The sequence below is a fragment of the Sediminivirga luteola genome, from assembly GCF_014639315.1.
Taxonomy (GTDB): domain Bacteria; phylum Actinomycetota; class Actinomycetes; order Actinomycetales; family Brevibacteriaceae; genus Sediminivirga; species Sediminivirga luteola.
Map to the genome: position 1 here is coordinate 198,805 of NZ_BMFY01000002.1, position 17,037 is coordinate 215,841.

A 17,037-nucleotide genomic window follows, 5' to 3' on the forward strand; every position below is an offset into this window, starting at 1 on the left:
GCAGCACCGCACTGCACGGCGCCCCCCGGAACCGCGATCAGCCGAAGGCGCCGTGACGTGCCGCCGCGGCCTGCGCCTGATCCACCATGCCGCGCTGGTGCACGTTCAGCTGCTGGTCCTCCAGGGCGTCCATATAGCCAAAGTCGCCGAAGCCCACCGGCGCATCGGCCGCCAGCAGCTCCGCCAGGACGTGCACGCCGCAGAACGGCACCGCGACCGGGGAGTAGCCGCCCTCGTGCGCGAAGGCCACCGGGGCGGAGACCTCCCGGCCGAGCTCCACGACGCGGCGGGTCAGCGCGGCGTATCCGGCCGGGGTGAGCAGCATGCGCCCCATCGGGTCCAGGCAGGAGGCGTCGAACCCCGAGGCGACCACGATGAGCTCGGGACGGAAGGCTCGCACCGCCGGTTCGACGATCCGCTCGAACGCGTACGAGTACGCGCCCGCGCCGGAGCCGGCCGGCAGCGGCACGTTCACCGTACGCCCCAGCGCAGGCGCGCCCCCGGCCTCCTCCACGGTGCCCGACTCGTAGGGGAACAGCTGACGCTGATGCAGCGAGATCGCCAGCGTCGCCGGATCGTCCCAGTAGATCGCCTGCGTGCCGTTGCCGTGGTGGACGTCCCAGTCGATCACGGCGACCCGGTCCGTGCCGCGCTCGGCGCGGAGCTTCTCCAGGGCGAGCGGGATGTTCGCCAGCAGGCAGTAGCCGCGGCCCCGGTCGCGTTCGGCGTGATGGCCCGGCGGCCGGACGAGCGCGTACGCCGTGTCCACGGCGCCGGTCACCACCGCATCGAGGGCCGCGTGCACGCCACCGGCGGCGAGGGCCGCGATCTCATAGGAGCCCGGCCCGAAATCGGCGTAGTCGCCCATCGTGCCCCCGCCGGCGTCCGACTGTGCCTTGAAGCTGTCGAGGTACCCGGCCGGGTGCACCCGCAGCAGGTCCTCACGGCCCAGCGGCACCGGCTCGATCGTCGTGAGCTGCCGGCGCAGCCCCGTGACGGAGAGCAGATTGAGCATCCGGCGACGGGACACCGGGGTCTCCATCTCCGCCCCGGCCTCCACATACGGCCCGCCGGTGTCCCGGGCGTCATGCCAGAAGTACCGTTCGTCGCATACGAATCCGCAGGTCATGACGCCGCCCCCTCCACGCCGGCCGGGGCGGGTACGCTCTGCGCAGTGCGGCTCTCCTCCCGCACGGACAGCCGCGCGATCACGACCATCGGGACGATGAGCGCGATGCTGATCGCACCGATGACCCAGCCGAATCCGGCGTATCCCGCGCCCGCCGCCACCGAGGTGGCGAACACCGGCGCGAAGCTGGAGCCGATCAGGTAGACCCCCAGGATCGGCCCGGACCACCGGCCGGAGGCATCGAGCCCCGCCGCGGTGGCCACGAAGTAGGTGTAGGCGATGCCGTAGATGAAGTTCCACAGGATCAGGAGGATCGCGTAGAGCATCGCGTCCGTGGTCAGCGTGGAGCCGAGCTTGAGCGCGCCACCGAGGACCAGCATGGCGGCCAGCGGGATCGCCCTGCCGAAGCGCGCACCGGTCACCACGACGAGCAGCGCGCCGGCCAGGCCGCCGACGGTGGACAGGCTCAGGACGAGACCCAGGAGCGCATCGTCCAGGGCCGCCTGCTCGGCGCCCATCGTGCCGGCGATGGCCCAGAGCGCATCCTCGCTCAGCGCCCAGACGGCGAAGCAGGCCAGCAGGGCGAAACCGGCGACGGTGACGGCCGCAGACGACCCGGCCTTCGATGATCCCGGTGCCGGCGGGGCGGCCGGCCCCGGTGCGGTGGGCGCGTCGTCCCGGGGCGGCGGGACGGCGCCGGGTTGCGGGACGGCGCCGGGTTGCGGGACGGCGCCGGGTTGCGGGACGGCGCGGGGCAGCAGGTGGACGAGGGCGAGGGAGATGAGGCAGACGGCTGCGACCGAGCCGAACACGCTGAGCGTGCTCAGGCCAATGGCCGGCACCAGAGCGAGGAGAACGGCATTGAGCCCCCGGTTGAAGAGAACGTTCAGTCCCACCACGCGGTTCGATCCGTCGAACGACGCCAGCGCGGCGCCCCCGGCGGACAGCGCGGCACCGCTGCCGAGCCCGGCGGCGGTGATCACCAGGACCAGGAAGACCCCGCCCGCGGGGACCAGGGCGGCCAGCGCATAGCCGGCGAACGCCAGGATCAGTCCGGCCCGGCCCACCAGGAGACGCCGGGAACCGGCCACGCCGCGCATGGTGAGCAGGGCTGCGAGCGCCGTGGCCAGGAGGTTGCTGGTCATCACGGCGCCGGCGCCGGTCGGGCTGAACCCTTCGGCCTCCAGCGCGATCAGCATGAGCGGAACCAGATTCGCCGCCAGCAGCCCGACCACCGCGATGAAGAAGGTGGCCAGGCCTGCTGCCGGACGCAGCCGCTGTCGGGTGGTGGGGCTCGCCTCGGACATAGGAGGGCCTTTCTGCTCGAGAACCTGGACAGGGTCTTGGCTCAACAATCTAAACTTGATTTAACTGAATTGACAGAGCATCGGCCGGTTTACCGGAAAACGTAACGTCCCCGAAACCGCCCTAGAATGTCCCTGTCCGGAAGGAATGTCCCATGAACGGAGCCGATGTGCCGACTCGTTCCAGGCCGGCGGACCGTCGCAGGCAGTTGCTCGAGGCGGCGTACCGGACGCTGGTGGCCAGCGGTCCGCGCGCGCTGCGCTTGAAGGACATCGCCAGCGAAGCCGAGGTGACCCCGGCCGCCATCCTCTACCACTACCCCCAGATCGACGATCTGATCCGCGATATTTACGAGGAATCGTGCGAGCGCTGGTACGAGTACCGGCGGCGCCGCCTCGATGACGTGCCAGGACCCCTCGGCGGGCTGCGGCTGCTGATCGAGACCGGCATGCCTTCCTCCCCCGACGACGCCTCCGTCCGCCTGCTGTGCGAGCTGGAGGGACTCTCGGTGCGCGACGACGACTACGCCCGGCTGATGCAGGATCTGTTCGACAAGCAGGCCACGCTCTACCAGGAGGTCATCGCCGGGGGCGCCGCGGCGGGCGTCTTCCGGCCCGCCATGGAGCCGCTGGCCATCGGGCAGTCCCTGGTGGCGGTCGAGGACTCGCTGTCCTACTACATCCTCAACGGCCACCCCGCGCTCGGATACGACGAGTGCCTGCATCGGCTGCGCGCCACCGCGGCGGCGTTGTGCGGCGTCGACGCCGACTCGCTCGCCGGCTAGACGCTCACCCTGAACTCGCCCGGCACGCCGGCACCTCCGAGCGCTGCTTCAGCGGCGAGCTCTCCCAGCAGCGGCGCGAACTTGGCCCCGTGCCCCGAGCACGCCGAGACGATCGTCACGCCTTCGGCTTCGTCGACGAGGAAATCCTCCCCCGGCGTGTTCGTGAACAGGCAGGTCGCCTCCGCGTAGGGGTCCGGCGCCAGCCCCGGGAACGCCCGGGCGACGAAGTCCGTCACCCGGGCACGGTTGGCCGGGTCCACGATCCCGTCCTGCGTGGCGGCGGAGGCAAGCCTGCGGCCGCCGTTGAACTCGGCGACTTTGTGTCCTCGGTATGCCGCATCCCGCCCGCCGGGCAGCGCATAGACCGGCATCCCACCGCCTTTGTGCACCACCGTCGGCCAATCCTCCGCCGCCGCGACCTCCTGCCGGTACGGGAAGTGGAAGGCGTTCTCCTGCCGCACCTGAAGCGGCGGGAACGCGCGCAGGAAGGGCTCCGGCAGTCCCAGCTCCCCCAGCAGGGCGGGCAGCCAGCCCCCGGCGGCGACGATCACCCGCTCGGCCTCCACCCGCCGTCCATCGGCGGCACGCACGAGGAAGCCCGCACCGCGCCGCTCCACCCGCGCCACCGGCCAGCCGGTGAGCACCCGGGCGCCCTCGCTCCGCGCGGCATCGAGCATCGCCAGCACCGTGGCCAGGGGGTCGAGCACACCAGCCTGCGGATGGTGCAGCACCGGGCTGTCGAAGGCGATCTGCGGCCAGCGTTCCCGGGCCTGCGCGGCGGTGAGGACCTCATGGTCGACGCCTTCCGCCGCCAGCACTGCGGCCAGGCCGGGCACGTCCCGGTCCGTTCCGAAGTCCACCGCGCCGGTCCGGGTGAGCAGCGGCCCGTCGCGGCCCGCCTTCAGTGCCTCGATTTCCGCCCAGCCCCGGGCTGCCTGCTGCACGAGCCGCACGTAGAGCGGCTTCTCGTAGGCGTACCGGAAGATCCGCGCCGAACCGTGTGAACTGCCGTCCGGGCTCGCCGGCACGCGACGCTCCAGGAGCACCACCTCGTGCCCGCGCTGCGCCAGCCGCCACGCCGCCGAGGCACCGGCGAGACCAGCACCGATGACGACGAACCGGGAAGCCTCCCGCGCGCTCATGCGCCGGTCCCGGCGACGCCGGTGAACCGCCGCACACGGCTCACGCATCGGGGGAAAGCCCGGGGCCAGGGCGATGTACCGGTGGTCCGCCGCAGGGAGCTCATCCAACTCACCTGGCTCATGCTCCCGCACCCGGGACCCAGGAGGTCCCCGCCAGCGGCCGGCGGCTCATGGCGGCCGCCTCGATGGTAAGGGCGACCAGGTCCTCCGGCTCCAGGTGCAGCAGATGCGCCTTCCCGCAGGCCCGCGCGATGATCTGCGCCTCCATCGTGAGCACGCGCAGGAAGTTGGCCACCCGGGTGCCGCCCTCGACCGGGTCCAGGCGCTGCTGCAGGTCCGGGTCCTGGGTGGTGATGCCCGCCGGATCCCGGCCGTCCTGCCAGTCGTCGTAATAGCCGGCGGCCGAGCCGAGCCTGCGGTACTCCTCCTCCAGGGCCGGGTCGTTGTCACCCAGGGCGATCAGCGCGGCGGTGCCGATGGCGACGGCGTCGGCACCGAGCGCCAGGCATTTGGCGACATCGGCGCCGTTCCGGATGCCCCCGGAGACGATCAGCTGCACGCGCCGGTGCTCTCCCATTTCCTGCAGGGCGCGCACCGCCTCCGGCAGCGCCGCGAGGGTGGGGATGCCCACATGCTCGATGAACACGTCCTGGGTGGCGGCGGTCCCGCCCTGCATGCCGTCCAGGACCACCACATCGGCGCCGGACTTCACCGCCAGCTTGACGTCGTAATACGGCCGGGAGGCGCCGATCTTGACGTAGATGGGCTTCTCCCAGTCGGTGATCTCGCGCAGCTCGGTGATCTTGATCGCCAGATCGTCCGGCCCGGTCCAGTCGGGGTGCCGGCAGGCCGAACGCTGGTCGATCCCGGCCGGGAGGGTGCGCATGCCGGCGACGCGCTCGGTGATCTTCTGCCCCAGCAGCATCCCGCCGCCTCCGGGTTTGGCGCCCTGGCCGAGCACCACCTCGATGGCATCGGCGGCGCGCAGGTGGTCCGGGTTCATCCCGTAGCGCGAGGGCAGGTACTGGTACACCAGATGCTTCGAATGGCCGCGCTCCTCCTCGGTCATCCCGCCGTCGCCGGTCGTGGTGGAGGTGCCGACCTCGCTGGCGCCGCGGCCGAGCGACTCCTTGGCGCGGCCGGACAGCGCCCCGAAGCTCATCCCGGCGATGGTCACCGGCGTGCTCAGCCGCAGCGGCTTGGAGGCGTGCTTGCCGCCCAGGACGACATCGGTGTCGCAGCGCTCCCGGTACCCCTCCAGCGGGTACCGGGACATGCTGGCGCCCAGGAACAGCAGATCGTCCAGATGGGGCAGCTTCCGCTTGGCTCCACCGCCGCGGATGTCGTAGATGCCGGTGCGCGCGGCGTTCTGGATCGCGGCGATGGTCGCGCGGTCGAAGGTGGCGGACTCCCGCAGGCCGCTGGCCGCAGGCGATTCCGCGCGGCTGTGGTCCTCGATGGTCATGCTGGTCTCATTCCTTCACAGGTGCCTCATGGTCGGTCACTGCCTGGTGCGCCGCGGGTCAGGCGGCAGGGCCGGCGGGGTGGGCGCAGCGTCGGCACGGTGAGCGGGCGCGGGTCAGTAGGCGCGCGCGTTGTCGACGTGGAAGTGGTACAGGGTGCGCGCGGAGCCGTAGCGACGGAAGGCGGACGGGTCGTCGTCCCGTCCCGCGGCGGTCAGCAGTTCGCTGAGCTCCTGGCGGTGTTCGGGCCGCATCTCCTTCTCCACGCAGTCCGCGCCGAGCGAGGCCACCCGTCCCCGCACGTAGATGCGGGCCTCGTAAAGCGAGTCGCCGAGGGCGTCGCCGGCATCGCCGCAGATCACCAGGCGGCCGGCCTGCGCCATGAACGCGCTCATATGCCCGGCGTCGCCGCCGACGACGATGTCCGCGCCCTTGAGCGAGATCCCGCACCGGGCGCCGGCGTTGCCGTCGATCACGAGCAGGCCGCCGTGGGCCGTCGCCCCGGCCGACTGGGAGGCATCGCCGCGCACATGCACGCGACCGGACATCATGTTCTCCGCCACCCCGGTCCCGGCGTTGCCGTGGATCTCCACGGCGGCCCGCATGTTCATCCCGGCGGCGTAGTAGCCCGCATGGCCGTCGATGCGCACGTCCAGGGGAGCGCCGATGCCGGCCGCGAGCGCATGCTCCCCGGCCGGGTTGAGCACCCGGTAGCGGGTCCGTGACCCGGCGGGCTCGGCGTGCAGGGCGGCGTTCAGCTGCCGGACGGTGACCTCGGCCAGATCGACCGTGACGGTGCCGGAGTGCCGCGCAGCCGAGGCGCCCAGCGGGACGTCCGCCACCGTCGCGGTCGGCGCGTCCGGCTCGTTCCCCGCGGCTATCCCATTCTTCGCGTTCAACGCTGCCATGTGTAGACAACCTCCGGTTCGGGCTCGAAGACGCGTGCGGATTCCACCCCGGGCAGGCCGGTCAGATAGCGGTACTCGCTGGCCATCGCCACCCAGCGGTCGGTTTCGGCGATCACCGCGGGCTTGCAGGCGATGGCGTCACGGACGACGGCGAAGGAGTCCGCCGTGGCCACCAGCAGGGTGTAGAAGCCGTCGAACCGGCGGCACAGCGCCATCAGCGACTCCTCGACGCTCGCACCGCGGGCGAGTTCCCGGGCGACGAACCGGGCGCCCACCTCGGTGTCGTTCTCGGAGTCGAACTCGATGCCCTCGGCCTGGAGTTCGCGGCGGATGGTGGCGTGATTGGAGAACGAGCCGTTGTGCACCATGCACTGGTCGGGACCGACCGAGTACGGGTGACTGCCCCCGGGGGTGACGGCCGATTCGGTGGCCATACGGGTGTGGGCCACGCCCTGGTAGCCGCTCATGCCCGCCAGCCCGAAGGTCTCCGCCAGCGTGGCCGGCTCCCCCGTGCCCTTCATCACGCCGAGCGCCGTGCCGCGGCTGGTCAGCACGGCCTCAGGCAGCGCCTCGCGGACGGCGCGCGCGAGTTCCTGTGCCTCGACCGCGGCGGTGAAGATGCTCGTCTGGCCGGCGTCGCGGCCGTGTACGGTCGCCTCGTCTCTGACGAGAGTGCCGGTGAGGCCGCCTGAAGGGCCTGCGCCGGAGTCGCCGGCTGTCAGCCCAGCCCGCGCCGGAGCCTGGGCCGCGACCTCATGCCGTACCGATGCCGGTGCCGCAGCAGGCACGGGAACCGGTGGCTCGCCTGGCAGCGAGGCGGACCGCTCGGCGAGCAGGCTGCCGATGAGGCCGGCGGCCTCCCGGGCAGGCAGCGGCGAGCCGATCACGCACACCGTGGACTGACCCGGCGGCGTCACCGCCGGGTCACCGTAGATGCCGACCCCGGCGGCGTCCGCGCCTCGCCCGGCGGCGGTGCACATCATGCCCTCGAGCAGTTCTCCCAGTCGTGGTTCCAGACTGCTGTCCCGCAGATGCAGTCCCGCGATCCCGCACATCGCTCCCCCTCTCTCTCATGTTTCATGTCACGATACACCGGCCACTGTCATGACTCGTTACGCCGAGGTTACGGTTTTCCCGCGCAGGCTCCGAGGCCCGAGAGCTGGCAGGCTCAGGCGGCGGCAGCGCCGGCACGCGGGAAAGCACAGTGCCCCTACAACAGCGCGGCTCCTACAACAACACAGCGCCCTCCCGTCCGCCGGAGCGGAAGGGAGGGCGCCGAAGGTCCGCGCGTGATTCAGGGTGCATCCCGGACCACGCGGCCACAGATCGGGAGTATCAGCCGTTCATCACCTTCCTCAGGCCCATCGCCCGCTCGACCACCAGCACGATGATCACCGAGATCAGGATCAACACGACCGACAGCGCGGCGATCTCCGGATCGGAGCGGTACTGGAGGTACCGGAACATCTCCACCGGCAGGGTGACCCGGCCGGACCCGGCGATGAACAGCGAGATGACCGCCTCGTCGAAGGAGATGATGAACGCCATCACGGCACCGGCGATCAGCCCGGGGAAGATGATCGGCAGGGTGATCCGGCGGAACGTGGTCCAGCTGTTCGCGCCCAGGACCTTCGCCGCCTCCTCACACGAGACATCCGCGGTGGTCAGGCTCATCAGCGTCGTACGGATGACGTACGGGATGGTGATGCCGGTATGGGCGATCACGATGCCCGCGAAGGTGCCGGTCAGGCCGATCGGCTGGAAGACCAGCAGCAGACCCAGCCCCAGCACCACTGAAGGAACCACCAGGGGTGAGATGAACAGCGCCTCCACCGCGCCCTTGAACTTGAACCGGTACCTGGCCACCGCCAGCGAGACCGGCACGCCGATCAGCAGCACGACGATCGCGGTGATGGAGGCGGTGATGAAGCTGACCCGCGCACCCTCGATGAACCCCTGATTGGAGAGCAGATTGGCGTACCACTGCAGGGACGGCGGCTCGAACGCCAGGGCCAGCCGGTTCGAGGAGTTGAAGGAGATGAAGAAGACGACGATGATCGGCGCCAGCAGGAACAGGTAGATGGCGACGATCATCGCCCGGTGCAGCACTTTGAGCATGGTCTCCCCCTTCACCCCTGATCGATCCGCTTGACGGCCCGCTGGTAGAGCAGAATGAACAACCCGAAGACCACCAGCAGGATCATCGCCAGCGCCGAGGCCAGCGGCCAGTTCAGCGTCTGCGTCGCCTCGTTGTAGATCTCGGTGGCCAGGATGAACACGCGGCCACCGCCCATCAGCCGGGGCGTGACGAAAGCGCTGATCGCCAGCACGAACACCAGCAGGAACCCGGTGAAGATCCCCGGCAGCGTCAGCGGCAGCGTGACCTTCGTGAAGACCTTGAACTTCGAGGCCCCCAGGGACCCGGCCGCTTCTTCCAGGGCCGGGTTCAGCCGGCCGAAACCGGAGATCATCGCCAGGATCGAGTACGGCATCAGGATCTCCACCAGGGCCACGGTCGAGCCGAACATGTTGTTGTTCATCCGCAGCGGCGTCTCCACCACCCCCAGCGCCAGGAGCACGGAGTTGATCATCCCCTGATCGCCCAGGATCGCGATCCACCCGAACGTTCTCGCCACCGCCGAGGTCAGCAGGGGCGCGATCGCCAGGGCGATCAGCACACCCTTCCACTTCGAGGTGGTCCGCACCAGGAACAACGCCAGCGGATACGACAGCACCACCGCGGCCAGCGCGCAGCCGAACCCCATCACGAGGGTGTTCCAGATGACCTGCCAGTAGAACGGATCCGAGAGCACCGCCTGATAGGAGGCGATGCTGATGGTCTCCACCAGGGCGCCGGCCGTGCCGTGCTCGTTGAGCGACATGCGGAACATCGCCAGCACCGGCAGGATGAAGGCCAGCAGCAGGCCGATCAGACCCGGGATCAGCAGCGCCAGGAGCTCCCAGCGCGTACGCGAGCGGTTCCCCCTGCCCGGCAGCAGCGGCGCAGGACGCGAGGTGTCCCCCGGTGCCGCGCCCGGGGTTCCCTGTGTCGTCTTGGCCGCACTCATCGGCTGCCCACCAGGAAGGCGTCATCCGGGTCGAAGGCGATCTCCACCTCGTCACCGATCGCCAGGGCGCGGTCCCGGACGGTGAGCTCGTCGATCATGATCTGCTGACCGTCGGGCACATCGACCACGAGGCTGCGTACATTGCCGGTGTACGCGGAGTCCACCACCCGGCCGGGCACCACCGGACCGCCGGGCACGATCTCCCCGCCGATCTGCGGCGCCGAGGACTCCCCCCGGCGGCGGACGCCCAGCCGGTGCGGCCGGACCACGAGGGCCGCGTCTTCGGCCGCCTCGATCCCTTCGACGCCCTCGACCTCCAGCGTGCCCAGCAGATCGGAGGACACGCGGTAGCGTCCTCCGCCGCGGCCGACCACCTCGGTGGCCTCGATGAAGTTCGCCTTGCCGACGAAGGTCGCCACGAACCGCGTGGCGGGCCGGTCGAAGATCTCCTCCGGCGGGGCGTACTGCGCGATCACGCCGTTGTGCATGATCGCGATCTTGTCCGCCATGTCGAGGGCCTCGTCCTGGTCGTGCGTGACGAACAGGGTCGTGGTGCCCAGCCGCTGCTGGATCTGCTTGATCTCCCGGCGCATCGCCTCGCGCAGCTTGGCGTCGAGGTTCGACAGCGGTTCATCCAGCAGCAGCAGGGTGGGCTCGACGACGAGCGCCCGGGCCAGCGCCACGCGCTGCTGCTGCCCGCCCGAAAGCGCCGCCGGCCGCCGCTGGGCCAGATGGTCCAGCTGCACCATCGCCAGCGCCTCCTGCACGCGGTCCTTGACCTCCTTCCGGGGGAGCTTGCGCATCTGCAGGCCGAAGCCGACGTTCTCCGCGACGGTCATATGGGGGAAGAGGGCGTAGGACTGGAACACCATGCCCATGCCGCGCTTGTGCACCGGGGTGCCGACCAGGTCTTTGCCGTTGACGACGATCTCACCGGCGCTGGGGTCCAGCAGACCCGCGACCATCCGCAGCGTGGTGGTCTTACCGCAGCCCGAGGGCCCCAGCAGTGCCACGAGCTCGCCTTCGGCGACGTTCAGATCGATCGAGTCGACCGCGGGGCTTTCCGTGTTGGGGTAGGTCTTGTTCAGGCCCCGCAGTTCCAGATGCGCCTGTGCGCTGCTCATCTCCGGGCTCACCCTCCGATCACGTGACGACGCCAGAGCTCGGTCCAGCCATCGCGCTCATCGGCCATCCATGCCCAGTCGATCTCCACGATGGAGGGATCCTCGGGGCTGGAGACGCGCTCGGCGACCTCTGCCGGCAGCTCCACATTGCTGATGGTCGGGGCGTAGAACATCTGCGCCGCGAACGCCTCCTGCGCCTCGGGCGAGAGGGCGTAGTCGATGAACTGCGTGGCCGCCTCCGGGTTCGGGCTGTTCTCGATGGCGTTGATGGTGTTCACCTGGAAAGCGATCCCGTCCTCCGGGCTCACCGCGCCCAGGGTGCCGCCGGACTCGTCGGAGAAGAACTGGGAGCGGGCGTTCCAGGCGATGGCGTACTGGGCGGAGTCGTTGGTGACCAGCTGGTACGAGTCGGGCTGCGGATCCCAAGTCTGCACCTTGGGCGCCAGCTCGGCGAGCCGGTCGATGGCCGGCTGGATGTCCTGCTGGTAGTCCGCGCCGATCTCGTCGGCGGTCAGGACGGTCAGGGCGATGCCCTGGATGTCCGGCGGGGCCGGGATGGCGACCGAGTTGTCCGGCACCTCCCACAGATCGGAGAAGCTGGCGGGCGGCTCGGTCACGCTCTCGGTGTTGTAGATGATGGTGAGGTTGTCGAAGGTCACCGCCGGACCGTAGCCGTCCGGGTTCTGGCCCATCTCGACGACGTTCTCGACGTTGGGCACCTCCGCCGGGTCCAGCTCCGCCAGCAGCCCTTCGGCGATGGCGGTGTTGGCCACGGACGTGTCCATGATGACGACGTCGATGGTGGGGTTGCCGGACTCGCTGCGCAGCTGGCCGAGCATCTCGGCGCTGTTCTGCGCGGGCACGAAATTGGCGGTGATGCCCGTCTCCTCCTCGAAGGCATCGAGCACCGCGGCGGTGTAGTTGTCTTCGAACGCGGCGGCATAGCCGAGGATGTTGACCTCGCCATTGGCCTCGTCCGCGGCACCGCCGCCGCCACCGCAGGCGGTGGCGAGCATGAGGATCGACGCGCCGGCGCCGAGAACGGGAATGTGTGTGCGCGACATGAGCAGAACTCCTTGATGAAGGTCAGGGGTGGTTCTGCCGAGCGTCGCGGCTCCTGGTTGCGAATGACCGTACCAGTGGCCTGCGTCACACCACAAGAGCTGAGCCGCGATTTCCCGCCGCCGGACACGAACGGCTTCCCGGCGGCTCCCCATGAGGTTACGAGCGTGAAAAAACTGCTGTGACCCTGTTCACATCACTCCCCGGGTGGGCTACTGTGTACACCTAACGTATACATTGCGTATGCGTTACCTCGCCGAGTGTCGCGGCTCCTGGTCACCCGCTCCACCGGCGTCCCCCGCGCTCTTCATGCGCGCACCGCACCGGCGCTCTCACTCACGAAGGGACCTCATGTTCACAGCCAATCCCATGCCCGCCCAGATCAGCGAGGATCAGCGGCGAGCGCTGCTGACCGTCCAGACCTCCACCCTGGGCCATCTGCGCGATTACGGCTTCCCGCGCGGCCTGCAGCCCAACTCCCGGCCGCTGCGCTTCGCCGGAACCGCCGTCACCGTGCGCCTGCCGCATCTGGATTCCACCGCGCTGCACTACGCCGCGGACCGGCTCCGCCCCGGTGACGTGCTCGTGGTCGAGCAGTCCGGCGACGACCGCTCCAGCTTCGGCGGAATGGTCGCCTTCACCGCCAAGACCCGCGGCGCCGAGGGCGCCATCCTCGCCGGCGCCATGAACGACTTCGACGAGATCCTCGAACTCGGCCTGCCGGTCTACTCCCGCGGGGTCTCCGCGCGCACCACCCGGCTGCTGGGCGTCGAGGGCTCGATCAACGTGCCCGTCACCGTCGGCGACGTCGTGATCGAACCCGGTGCGGCGATCCTGGCCGACTCCGACGGGATCGCCGTCCTGGACCCGTCCGAGGTGGAGGAGGTCGTGGCCGTGCTCCAGAAGAAGGAGCAGGCCGAGCCCGATGTGAAGAACGCGATCGCCGGCGGCACCTTCCTCTCGGAATGGTCCGGCGCCGCGGCGCTCTTCGAGAAGAAAGGAGCCTGACCGCCATGGCAGAGCTCACTCTCGCCGTCGCCCAGTTCACCGCCGGACGGGACACCGGAGCCAACGCCGATGCCTGCGCGCGGCTGATCGCCGCCACCGCCGGGCGCGCTGGGCTCACCGTCCTGCCGGAGAACGCCATGTACTCCGATCCGCTCAAGGAGGGCGACGGCTACAGTGAACCGCTCGACGGGCCCTTCATCACCCGGATCCGGGAAGCCGCCCGCACCGCCGGCGTCAACGTCCTGGTGGGCTTCACCGAGACCTCCCAGACGCCGCGGCCCTACAACACGCTGGTCTTCGTGCAGAAGGACGGAGAGATCGGCGGCGTGTACCGCAAGATCCATCTCTACGACGCGTTCGGCTTCAAGGAGTCCGACCGGGTCGAACCGGCACCCATCGGCGATCCCCTCGTCTTCGAGATCGACGGCGTGCGCGTCGGCGCGCTGACCTGCTACGACCTCCGGTTCCCGGAGGCCAGCCGGTGGCTCGCCGATCACGATGTGCACGTCATCGCACTGCCCGCGGCCTGGGCCACGGGACCGGCGAAAGAGCTGCACTGGGAGACGCTCATCCGTGCCCGCGCGATCGAGAACACGCTGTACTTCGCCGGTTGCGGCCAGACCCTTCCCCACTGCACGGGCGCCAGTATCATAATTGACCCCATGGGGGCGACCGTCGCCTCCGCGGGGGAAGAGCCCGAGGCGATCGCCTACGGCTCGGTCCGCACGGAGCGCGTCGAGACCGTGCGGGAGAAGAACCCGAGCCTTGCGAACAGGAAGTTCGCCGTGGTTCCGAAAGGCCTGTAGTGAGTACATGACACAACTGGAAGACACGTCCCGGTCCCGGTTCGGCGGGTGGAGTGAACCAGCCGGCCTGCCGCCCGGGCGCCGGGACATGTCCATGAGGGCGGCGGACTACGCCTACTCGTACTTGAAGAACCTCATCGTCACCCTCGAGCTCCCCCCGCGCACCATCATCACCGAGAAAGACGTGGCCACCGCGACGGGCGTGTCCCGCACGCCCGTGCGGGAGGCCTTCGTCAAGCTCCAGGGCGAGCGGCTGCTGGAGATCCTCCCCCGCCGCGGCGCCCTGGTCCCCGAGATCACTCTGCGCAACATCCAGGAGCAGGCCCAGACGCGGCTGGTCATGGAGGGATACGGCATCCAGGTGATCTGCCGGGAGCGCATCCCGGTGGCCGACGAGCTGCACGAACTCGTCCGCCGTCAGCGCGAGGTCCTCGAATCGGATCCGAACCGGATCCTGGAGATGGTCCTGATCGACAAGGAGTTCCACTGGACCCTGGTCAAGGCCACCGGCAACACCGATTTCGCCCAGCTGTACAACTCGCTGCACGACCGCCAGGTCCGGACCGGCATCGCCATGTTCCGCGCGGTGCCGGACCGGCCGCACAGCGCCGTCTGCCACCACGGCGAGATCGCCGAGGCCATCGCCTCCTTCGACGAGCAGGACGCGCTGATGAAGCTCGAGACCCACCTGATCCACAGCCAGGCACAGCTCTCCGGCGTCTTCACCAGCTGATACGATTCCCGCCGGCGGGCCGGACTCGTGGAGGCGAACGACGATGAGCGTGGTGGAACGGTTACAGGGCCTGCTGGTGGCCGGTGCCGCCGCCCTCGGGTTCGGCGCGGGCCTTCTCCTGGCCCCGGGTGCCGCCGCCGCTGCCGGAGGCCTCGTGCTTCCCGCCCTGCTGATCATGCTGGTCGGCGTCTTCAGCCAGCTCAGCCCTGGCCGGCTCGGCGCCATCCGGGACGCGCGCGGCTTGCTGGCAGCGAGCCTGGTGCTCAACTTCGTCTTCACGCCGGCCCTGGCCTGGGCCCTGGGGGCCGGGCTGCTGGGCGGCCAGCCGGATCTGCGGATCGGCCTGTTGCTGCTGCTGGTCACGCCCTGCACGGACTGGTACCTGGTGTTCACCGCCGCCGCCCGCGGCCACACCGGCATCGGCGCCGCCCTCCTGCCGCTCAACCTCGGCCTGCAGCTCGTACTGCTGCCGGTCTACGTCCTGTTGCTGGGCGGCCAGGCGGCGATGGTGGACGCCCGGACCCTGGCCGAGGCGGTCCTGCTGGTGCTGCTGGTGCCCTTGGCGGCCGCTTTCGTCCTGCGGCGGACCGGGGCCGCGGAGCGCTACGCGCCGGCCATCGGCACCGCGACGCCGCTGCTGCTGTGCCTAGCGGTGGCGGCGATGTTCGCCGCGCATGCCCGTACCGTGACGGCCCACGGCGTCGAGATCCTGATGCTGCTGCCCGCCCTGCTGGCCTTCTTCCTGGTGCTTCCGGTGCTGGCGGCTCTCGCGGCGCGTCTGCTGCGGCTGCCGGCCGACCGCCGCGTCACGCTGATCATGGTCACCACGGCCCGCAATTCCCCCATCGCCCTGGGCCTGGCGGTGACGGCGTTCCCCGACCGGCCGCTGATCGCCCTCGCCCTCGTCGTGGGCCCGCTCATCGAGCTGCCGATCCTGGCGCTGCTCGCCCAGCTGGTACGGGTCGCGCCGCCCCGAACGTCCCCGGGCTGACCGGCAGACGGTGACCGTTCCCGGCACCGGGGACCCTTCATCGCCGCCCCCGGCACGGGCGGAGTCTTGGAACACGGCACCGGGCTGGGTGTCTGCGAGGCATGCGGGCCCCTCGGCCGCGGGGTCGGCACCTGCAACCGGACGCCGGCCCGCATTCCGTGTGACCCTGCCTCGCGATCCGGGCTGATGCACCCCGTGAGCCGCGGCTGCGTACCAGAACCGTCCCCGGACTGCGCCATACGCAACCGACCCTGCGCCGCGGGGTCGCCACCCGCAACCGGACGCCGGCCCGCATTCCGTGTGACCCCGCGATCCGGTGCCGATGCACCTCGTGAGCCACAGTCCCGAACCGTCCCGGACTGCGCCATACGCAGCCGGGCCGCGGTTGTCCGGCGGGCATGCGCGAGTGGGCACTGGGCGCATGCGCGAACGAGAATACGTCGAGGCGTGTTGAAAAGTTCGGCCAACCGAACTTATAGTGATCGCATCCCCGGCGCACCGCCGGGACCGGACTGGAAAGCTCCGGCGACGCCGCCGGAGCCGCCGCTCACACCGAGAGGGAACGCCGATGCCCGCCGATCACCGCATCCCCGCCATCGCCGCCCTGTCCGCGCTCCTGCTCACCGGATGCGCCGCCCAGGCCGGGGATGAGGACGGCGCCCTCAGCATCTACGCCACCACCGGATACCTGGCCGACGCCGCGGCGAACGTCGCGCCCGAGGCGGACGTCACGACGATGGTCGGCCCCGGAGGCGATCCGCACACCTACCAGCCCTCGACCCGCGACATCCAGACCCTGCAGTCCGCCGATGTCGTCTTCTGGAACGGCCTTCACCTGGAAGCTCAGATGACCAGCCAGCTCGAGAGCCTCGGTGACCGTCAGGTGGCCCTCGGCGAGCTCATCCCGGAAGACCTGCTGCTGGACTGGCCGGAGGCCGGCGACGCCGGTGAGCCGCTCTACGACCCCCACATCTGGAACAGTCCCGAGATCTGGACCCTCGTCGTCGGCCACATCGCGGAGACGCTGGCACAGGCCGATCCGGATGGCGCCGAGCAGTACCGGCAGAACGCGCAGGCCTACGCCGAGCAGATCGACGCCGCCGCAGCGGAGGCCGAGGAGCTGCTCGCGGCGATCCCGGAGGAAGACCGGATCCTGATCACCGGGCACGACGCGTTCGCGTACTTCGGCCAGACCTACCGCTTCGAGGTCCACGCCACGGACTTCATCTCCACCGAGGCGCAGCTGAGCCCGGGCGACCTGAGCGCGCTGGCCGATCTGATCGCCGAGCGCGAAGTACCGGTCGTCTTCCAGGACAACCAGGCCAATCCGCAGGCCATCACCAGCCTGCAGCAGGCCGTCGCCGCCCGCGGCTGGCAGGTGGAGATCTCCGGCGAGGAGCTCTACGCGGACTCGCTCGGCGCGGAGCCCGGCGTCGACACTTACCTCGGCGCCTTCTCCCACAACGCCAGAGCCGTCGCCGAGGCGCTGTCATGACCGGACGAACGATGCACGG

General features: G+C 70.2%; 16 protein-coding genes. 6 read left to right on the plus strand and 10 right to left on the minus strand.

From position 1 onward, the window contains the following. Window positions 1-37: 37 nt before the first annotated feature. Both IEW13_RS02695 and IEW13_RS02700 read right to left on the minus strand, forming a co-directional pair. Entirely contained in the window at window positions 38-1,129 is a 1,092-nt protein-coding gene (locus IEW13_RS02695; protein ID WP_188549382.1) for a class II histone deacetylase, read from the minus strand. Beyond that, window positions 1,126-2,436 carry an MFS transporter gene (locus IEW13_RS02700; RefSeq protein ID WP_188549383.1) on the minus strand — a complete coding sequence of 437 codons (1,311 nt, stop codon included), beginning with the start codon at window positions 2,434-2,436 and terminating at the stop codon, window positions 1,126-1,128. The genes IEW13_RS02695 and IEW13_RS02700 overlap by 4 nt, the downstream gene beginning before the upstream one ends. Window positions 2,437-2,588: 152 nt before the next feature. Here IEW13_RS02700 and IEW13_RS02705 point away from each other — a divergent pair, with 152 nt between their 5' ends. Beyond that, window positions 2,589-3,218, plus strand: a complete 630-nt coding sequence (locus IEW13_RS02705) for a TetR/AcrR family transcriptional regulator (protein WP_188549384.1) — start codon at window positions 2,589-2,591, stop codon at window positions 3,216-3,218. Here IEW13_RS02705 and IEW13_RS02710 read toward each other — a convergent pair. The 8 genes from IEW13_RS02710 to IEW13_RS02745 all read right to left on the minus strand — a co-directional run bounded on the left by IEW13_RS02710 (window position 3,215) and on the right by IEW13_RS02745 (window position 11,987). Then, a complete protein-coding gene (locus tag IEW13_RS02710; protein WP_188549385.1) occupies window positions 3,215-4,360 on the minus strand; it encodes an FAD-dependent oxidoreductase in 1,146 nt (381 codons plus the stop codon). The genes IEW13_RS02705 and IEW13_RS02710 overlap by 4 nt on opposite strands. 118 nt (window positions 4,361-4,478) lie before the next feature. Further along, window positions 4,479-5,825 carry an FMN-binding glutamate synthase family protein gene (locus IEW13_RS02715; RefSeq protein WP_188549386.1) on the minus strand — a complete coding sequence of 449 codons (1,347 nt, stop codon included), beginning with the start codon at window positions 5,823-5,825 and terminating at the stop codon, window positions 4,479-4,481. Between the two features lie 114 nt (window positions 5,826-5,939). Next, window positions 5,940-6,722, minus strand: a complete 783-nt coding sequence (locus IEW13_RS02720; protein WP_229744886.1) for a GltB/FmdC/FwdC-like GXGXG domain-containing protein — start codon at window positions 6,720-6,722, stop codon at window positions 5,940-5,942. After that, window positions 6,719-7,786 (minus strand): class II glutamine amidotransferase domain-containing protein, encoded by a 1,068-nt coding sequence (locus IEW13_RS02725; RefSeq protein WP_188549388.1) that lies wholly within the window; start codon window positions 7,784-7,786, stop codon window positions 6,719-6,721. The genes IEW13_RS02720 and IEW13_RS02725 overlap by 4 nt, the downstream gene beginning before the upstream one ends. Window positions 7,787-8,066: 280 nt before the next feature. Continuing rightward, on the minus strand, window positions 8,067-8,849 hold the full coding sequence (locus IEW13_RS02730; RefSeq protein WP_188549389.1) for an ABC transporter permease: 783 nt from the start codon (window positions 8,847-8,849) through the stop codon (window positions 8,067-8,069). 11 nt (window positions 8,850-8,860) lie between these two features. After that, entirely contained in the window at window positions 8,861-9,799 is a 939-nt protein-coding gene (locus tag IEW13_RS02735) for an ABC transporter permease (protein ID WP_188549390.1), read from the minus strand. Next, window positions 9,796-10,923, minus strand: a complete 1,128-nt coding sequence (locus IEW13_RS02740; RefSeq protein ID WP_188549391.1) for an ABC transporter ATP-binding protein — start codon at window positions 10,921-10,923, stop codon at window positions 9,796-9,798. The genes IEW13_RS02735 and IEW13_RS02740 overlap by 4 nt, the downstream gene beginning before the upstream one ends. A gap of 8 nt (window positions 10,924-10,931) precedes the next feature. Then, window positions 10,932-11,987, minus strand: coding sequence for an ABC transporter substrate-binding protein (locus IEW13_RS02745; RefSeq protein ID WP_188549392.1), 1,056 nt, complete (start codon window positions 11,985-11,987; stop codon window positions 10,932-10,934). Window positions 11,988-12,336: 349 nt separating this feature from the next. Here IEW13_RS02745 and IEW13_RS02750 point away from each other — a divergent pair, with 349 nt between their 5' ends. The 5 genes from IEW13_RS02750 to IEW13_RS02770 all read left to right on the plus strand — a co-directional run bounded on the left by IEW13_RS02750 (window position 12,337) and on the right by IEW13_RS02770 (window position 17,018). Beyond that, a complete protein-coding gene (locus IEW13_RS02750) occupies window positions 12,337-12,993 on the plus strand; it encodes an RraA family protein (RefSeq protein ID WP_188549393.1) in 657 nt (218 codons plus the stop codon). 5 nt (window positions 12,994-12,998) lie between these two features. Next, a complete protein-coding gene (locus IEW13_RS02755; protein WP_188549394.1) occupies window positions 12,999-13,799 on the plus strand; it encodes a carbon-nitrogen hydrolase family protein in 801 nt (266 codons plus the stop codon). Between the two features lie 7 nt (window positions 13,800-13,806). After that, window positions 13,807-14,532, plus strand: a complete 726-nt coding sequence (locus IEW13_RS02760) for a GntR family transcriptional regulator (protein ID WP_188549395.1) — start codon at window positions 13,807-13,809, stop codon at window positions 14,530-14,532. A gap of 43 nt (window positions 14,533-14,575) precedes the next feature. Beyond that, window positions 14,576-15,523, plus strand: a complete 948-nt coding sequence (locus IEW13_RS02765) for an arsenic resistance protein (protein WP_188549396.1) — start codon at window positions 14,576-14,578, stop codon at window positions 15,521-15,523. A 568-nt stretch (window positions 15,524-16,091) separates the two neighbouring features. Further along, entirely contained in the window at window positions 16,092-17,018 is a 927-nt protein-coding gene (locus IEW13_RS02770; protein WP_188549397.1) for a metal ABC transporter solute-binding protein, Zn/Mn family, read from the plus strand. Window positions 17,019-17,037: the final 19 nt, after the last annotated feature.